This window comes from Mycobacterium sp. TH-M82 (assembly GCF_057473605.1).
Genome location: NZ_JBYCKY010000377.1, coordinates 1 through 5,665 on the forward strand (window position 1 = coordinate 1; position 5,665 = coordinate 5,665).

7 protein-coding genes and 1 pseudogene are annotated in these 5,665 nt (G+C 67.6%); 6 read left to right on the forward strand and 2 right to left on the reverse strand.

What is annotated here, in order from left to right; genetic code table 11:
- From recO to AC2VON_RS11685, 5 genes and pseudogenes are all read left to right on the forward strand, one after another.
- Positions 1–316: pseudogene (gene recO, locus AC2VON_RS11665) on the forward strand (DNA repair protein RecO); the annotation flags it as partial.
- Positions 317–630: 314 nt separating this feature from the next.
- Positions 631–1,317, forward strand: a complete 687-nt coding sequence (locus AC2VON_RS11670) for a hypothetical protein (protein WP_486953109.1) — start codon at positions 631–633, stop codon at positions 1,315–1,317.
- Between the two features lie 138 nt (positions 1,318–1,455).
- Positions 1,456–2,682 carry a class I SAM-dependent methyltransferase gene (locus tag AC2VON_RS11675; RefSeq protein ID WP_486953110.1) on the forward strand — a complete coding sequence of 409 codons (1,227 nt, stop codon included), beginning with the start codon at positions 1,456–1,458 and terminating at the stop codon, positions 2,680–2,682.
- Positions 2,683–2,804: 122 nt separating this feature from the next.
- A complete protein-coding gene (locus AC2VON_RS11680) occupies positions 2,805–3,713 on the forward strand; it encodes a decaprenyl diphosphate synthase (protein WP_486953114.1) in 909 nt (302 codons plus the stop codon).
- Positions 3,714–3,721: 8 nt separating this feature from the next.
- Positions 3,722–4,123: a hypothetical protein gene (locus tag AC2VON_RS11685; RefSeq protein WP_486953111.1), complete on the forward strand. Its 402-nt coding sequence runs from the start codon at positions 3,722–3,724 to the stop codon at positions 4,121–4,123.
- A gap of 56 nt (positions 4,124–4,179) precedes the next feature.
- Here the strand turns inward: AC2VON_RS11685 and AC2VON_RS11690 are convergent, their stop codons facing one another.
- Both AC2VON_RS11690 and AC2VON_RS11695 read right to left on the reverse strand, forming a co-directional pair.
- Positions 4,180–4,572: a Fur family transcriptional regulator gene (locus AC2VON_RS11690; protein ID WP_486953112.1), complete on the reverse strand. Its 393-nt coding sequence runs from the start codon at positions 4,570–4,572 to the stop codon at positions 4,180–4,182.
- Positions 4,569–4,922, reverse strand: a complete 354-nt coding sequence (locus tag AC2VON_RS11695) for an ArsR/SmtB family transcription factor (protein ID WP_486953113.1) — start codon at positions 4,920–4,922, stop codon at positions 4,569–4,571. Before AC2VON_RS11695 ends, AC2VON_RS11690 begins: the two co-directional genes overlap by 4 nt.
- 142 nt (positions 4,923–5,064) lie before the next feature.
- On the opposite strand from AC2VON_RS11695, the gene AC2VON_RS11700 reads away from it, so the two are divergent.
- A partial coding sequence (locus AC2VON_RS11700; RefSeq protein WP_486953115.1) for a glycine--tRNA ligase occupies positions 5,065–5,665 on the forward strand: 601 nt, incomplete at its 3' end.

Sequence of the window (5,665 nt, forward strand, 5' to 3'; positions counted from 1 at the left end):
CGCCTATCTGCTGCGCGCCATGGGGGTGGCCGGGTGGGCGCCGGCGCTGACCGAGTGTGCCCGTTGCGCCACCCCGGGCCCGCACCGGGCGTTTCACATCGCGGCCGGCGGCAGCGTCTGCGCTTACTGCCGCCCGGCAGGAGCGACCACCCCGCCGCCGGGGGTGCTGGAGCTGATGTCGGCGCTGCACGACGGCGACTGGCCGGTCGCGGAGGCTTCGATATCGGCGCACCGCAGGCACGCCAGCGGTTTGGTGGCCGCCCACCTGCAATGGCACTTAGAGCGTCAGCTGCGAACATTGCCACTGGTGGAGCGCGCCTAACCAAGCGGCCCGCGCCGTCGCTGAGCACCTCCGTGAACGGGCATGTCCTCGGTCGACACGCCGAGCAGATCTGCGGGTTTGCGCTCGCTGGCGCCATCGAGAGGTCATGTGCACGAACTCGCCGTTTTCCCCGACCGTCCGCCCGCTCACGGTAGGCTGGTGCAACTTGAAAACGAGACGGTTGAACAGAGTTGAACAGGATTGAACAGAGAGGCAGATCGATGCTAAGTCGGCACCACACCACGCGGGGCCGTCGGTTGCGCGGCGCAAGGCCGCGCTATCAGCGACAATCACTCAGTCTGGGCACGGTGGCCGGGACTTTTCTGGCGGCGTCGATGATCCCGGCGGCAATCATCCCAGCCGCCCACGCAGCCCCCAGCGCCCACACCGACATCCTCACCACCAGCCCCGCCCTCGTCGACCCGTTACCCGCCAACGCGCCCGGCGACGACGACAACGGCGGCTCCGGCGGCGAGACGACCGTCCCGGGCCACCCCGGCGGCGAACACGGCACCGCTGCCGTCGGCACCGACACCACGCCCGCGCACCCCGCTGCCGAGGGTGTCGACGGCGGTGCCGGCGCTGACGCTCCCGCCCCGGGCCACGCCGGCACTGCGGCCACCGCTTCGGGTCAGGCCGTCGCGGAGGCCCCCGGTGCAGCCGGTGCTGACGGTGAATCTGGTGTCGACGGAGCCAACGCTGCGCCCAGCGCCGACGGAACGCCCGGCGAAGGCGGTAACGGTGGCCAGGTCGGCAAGGACGGTGCGGGCGGCCAGGGCGGTAAGGGCGGCAAGGGTGGCGCGGGTGGCGCGGGCGGCAAAGGCGGAGCCGGCGGCCAGGGCGGAATCGGCGGCCAAGGCGGTCATGGAGGCAACGGCGGCGCGGCCGGCCCCGGCGGTCAACCCGGCGCGGGCGGTGCTGGTGGTGCGCCCGGCTCCCCCGGCGGAACCCCCGGTCAGCCCGGCCAGCCCGGCCAGCCCGGCCGGCCCGGTTAAACCAGGTCGGCTGTCGGCAGAGATCTCACCTTGGTGCAGTGTGCCCGAGGCGGCACCGAGGCCAGAGCCCGAATACTCCGGCTAAACTCGGATCCGCGAATGTCGATCAAAAATGAAATACGGAAAGGCCCAGCCAAGGTGAGCGAAGACCCACGCGCCGACGTTGTTTCTCGTCAGTACCAACGGTGGACATATCCACCGCCGATAAATGACCTCACGACATGGCTTGACGGCAACTGGGAATGGTTCGACCCAAGCCACGCGCACCGGATTTTATGGCCGGACCGGGAATATAAACCCGACGCCGATATTCTCATCGCGGGTTGCGGCACCAACCAGGCGGCGGTCTTCGCCTACTCCAACCCCGCCGCGCGGGTGGTGGCGTGCGACGTCAGCCAGCAGTCCCTGGACCACCAGCAGTATCTCAAGGACAAGCACGGACTGTGGAACCTGGAGCTGCACCTGCTGCCGATCGAGGAGTTGTCCACGCTCAAACTCGACTTTGACCTGGTCGTGTCGACCGGTGTGCTGCATCACATGGCAGACCCGGAGGCCGGCATGAAGGCGCTCGCCGACTGTGCGCGGCCGGACGGCGTCATCGGGGTGATGCTTTACGCGAAGTACGGCCGCATCGGAATCGAAATAATGGAATCGGTGTTTCGCGACATGGGTTTGGGTCAGGACGACGCCTCAGTCCAATTGGTCAGGCAGGCGCTGGAGCGGCTGTCCCCGGGTCACCCGGTCCAAAGCTATCTCAAGATTGCGCAGGATTTGCCGTCCGATGCGGGTCTGGTGGACACGTTCCTGCACGGGCGTGCGAAAAGCTACACTGTCGACGACTGTCTGGACCTGGTCAGGTCAGCCGGACTGGAATTTCAGCATTGGTTACTCAAGGCGCCGTATTACGCCCACGATGTGACAGGGCCAGCGGGTGGGTTCTATGGCGCCATCAACGAGCTGCCGGAGGAGAAGATCTGGTCGGTGATGGAGCGCGTCCATACCCTCAACGCCCGCCACTTCTTTCTGGCCTGCCGTCCCGACCGGCCGAAGCAGAACTACGTCATCGACTTCTCGACGTCGGACAGCCTCGATTATGTTCCGCTGCTGCGCATGCGGTGCGGCCTGTCCGGCACCGAGATCTTCCGGCCGGGCTGGCGCATGCGCCTCAACCCGGCCCAGCTGCCGTTCGTCCAGCACATCGATGGCCGCAAAACGATCCGGCAGATCGCTGCGAGCGTGTCGGAGGCCGGCGGGTCGCCGCGGGCCAGCGTGGCCGATCTGGAGAAATTCGGCCGTAAGCTCTACCAATCGCTGTGGCGCCTTGATTTTGTCTCGATGGCGCTGGGCGCTGCTTCGGCGGGTTGACGTTCGCCTCCCCGGCCACCGCACACCCTGGCGTAGACGGCTTTCCCATTGGCCGCGAACGGATCACCGAGTTGCCCACCGCCGCGCCGAGGCGGTCGGGCAGGATATGGCACATGGCGACGATGCGGACCGTCAGCTCCCGGTGGGGGACTGAGCGCAGCGGAAAGAGGGTGAGCTTCCCGCAGCTGCCCGCCGCGCCCGACGATTACCCGACGTTTCCGGACACCTCGACCTGGCCGGTGGTCTTCCCCGATCTGCCCGCACCGCCCGACAAAGGCCCGGCCCGCCCGCCGCAGCACACGTCGAAGGCCGCCGCCCCGCTGATCGCCGCCGACCAACTGCCCAACCATGTGGCGATCGTGATGGACGGCAACGGTCGCTGGGCCACCCGGCGTGGCCTGCACCGCACCGAGGGCCACAAGATGGGGGAGGCGGTGCTGATCGATATCACGTGCGGCGCTATCGAAGTCGGTGTCAAGTGGCTGACGGTGTACGCGTTCTCCACCGAGAACTGGAAACGCTCCACCGAGGAGGTCCGGTTCTTGATGGGTTTCAACCGCGAGGTGGTGCGCCGTCGTCGGGAGAACCTCGACACGATGGGGGTGCGGATGCGTTGGGTGGGCTCCCGGCCGCGGATGTGGCGCAGCGTCATCAAGGAATTCCAGATCGCCGAGAACATGACCGCGCACAACGACGTCATCACCATCAACTACTGCGTCAACTACGGTGGCCGCACCGAAATCACGGAAGCTGCAAAGGATATCGCCCGCGAAGCCGTCGCCGGCAAGCTCAACCCCGACCGCGTCACCGAGGCCACTGTCGCCCGGCACCTGCACCGCCCCGACATGCCCGACGTGGATCTGCTGATCCGCACCTCCGGTGAGCAGCGGTCCAGCAATTTCATGCTGTGGCAGGCGGCCTACGCCGAATACATCTTTGCCGACAAGCTGTGGCCGGACTACGACCGCCGCGACCTGTGGGCGGCCTGCGAAGAATACGCGTCGCGGCAGCGCCGGTTCGGGAGCGCATGATGGCCTCTTTGCCGTCCTTGCAGGTGCGGCTGGCGTCGACGCTGGCCGAGGTGCTGGCCGTCGACGAAGAGGCCGACGGTGCGCTGACCGTCGGCCACGCCGGCACATGGGCGTCGTTGCGGGTGGTCAACATCGCCGAGGATCTGGACCTGGTGGCGCTGACCCAGATCCTGGCCTGGGATCTGCCGCTGACCAAGAAGCTGCGCGACCGGGTGGCCGAGCAGGCGGACGGCACCCAGTTGGGCTCGGTGACGCTGATCGAGAAGGCCCAGTGCAACTCCGGCAAGATCGCCGACGTGATGCTGCGCTACAACTTTCCCGGCGCCGGCCTGACAGACGATGCGCTGCGAACCCTCGTTTTGCTGGTGCTCGACAAGGGTGCCGACATCCGCCGCGCATTGACCGACTGAACGCGTGGGCGACACCAGCAGGATCACCCACAGCCGAGGGGTCGACAACGCCGATGTCACGTCTGGCAGGCGCTGCAGACGCCGAAGATCTCGATGGTGTGGCTGATGTCGGCGAAGCCGTTTTCGGCCGCCACCCGCGCCGCCCAGGCCTCCACTTCACGGGCGCTCACCTCGACGGTGGACCCACAACCGCGGCAGACCAGGTGGTGGTGGTGCTGCTCCGAGCAGCGCCGGTACACCGACTCGCCGGTGTCGGCGCGCAGCGTGTCCACCACGCCGGCGGCCGCCATCGCCTGCAGGGTGCGGTAGACGGTGGTCAGGCCGATGTTCTCGCCGCGCGCGCGCAGCTCGTCGTGCAGCTCCTGGGCGGAGCGGAACTCCTCCAGTGTCTCCAGCAGCGCCGAGATGGCAGCCCGCTGCCGGGTGGAGCGCACCCCGGGCGCGGTCACGGCGCTTCCTCGCCGGCGTGGGCCACCGCGTCGACGACGATGTGCGCCAGGTGGTGGTCGACCAGCCGGTAGAACACCTCGCGGCCGGACCGCTCGCCGGCGACCACGCCGACCGCCTTGAGGATTTTCAGATGCTGGCTGACCAGCGGCTGCGGCACGCCCAGTGCGTCGACCAGCTCGTGCACGCAGCGCTGGGATTCGCGCAGCTGCAACACGATGGCGATGCGCACCGGTGCGGCCAGCGCGCGGAGCAGCTCGCCGGCGGCCTCCAGAATCGCCCGCGGCGGGCTCGCCGGAGACGGCACAGCCGCGTGCCGGTGACGGTCGCCGGCCACGCTGGGCGCGGACATGATTGCCTCCACGGGATCGGCGATGAAGCACTGTTGGGGATCGTTTCCAGTTACCCCCACTGTTACATGCGCGATCATGCATGTCAAAGGCGCCGGTGCGGGCCGCTACGATGACTGATCGTTGCCCAAGCTCAAGACAGGAGTGCACCACCTCGTGGCGTCCGTCATCGACACTGTCGTCAACCTGGCCAAGCGGCGTGGCCTGGTTTACCCGTCCGGCGAGATCTACGGCGGTACCCGATCGGCGTGGGACTACGGACCACTGGGGGTGGAGTTCAAGGAGAACATCAAGCGACAGTGGTGGAAATCGGTCGTGACGGCTCGCGACGACGTTGTCGGCCTGGACTCCTCGATCATTCTGCCGCGCGAGGTGTGGGTGGCCTCCGGTCACGTCGAGGTGTTCCATGACCCGCTGGTGGAGTCGCTGATCACCCACAAGCGCTACCGCGCTGACCATCTGATCGAGGCCTACGAGGCCCGCCACGGCCACCCGCCGGAGAACGGGCTGGCCGACATCCGCGACCCCGACACCGGCCAGCCGGGGCAGTGGACCGAGCCGCGCGAGTTCAACATGATGCTCAAGACCTATCTAGGGCCGATCGAAACCGACGAGGGGCTGCACTATCTGCGACCCGAAACCGCGCAGGGCATCTTCGTCAACTTCGCCAACGTGGTCACCACCGCGCGGCGCAAGCCGCCGTTCGGCATCGCGCAGACCGGCAAGAGCTTCCGCAACGAGATCA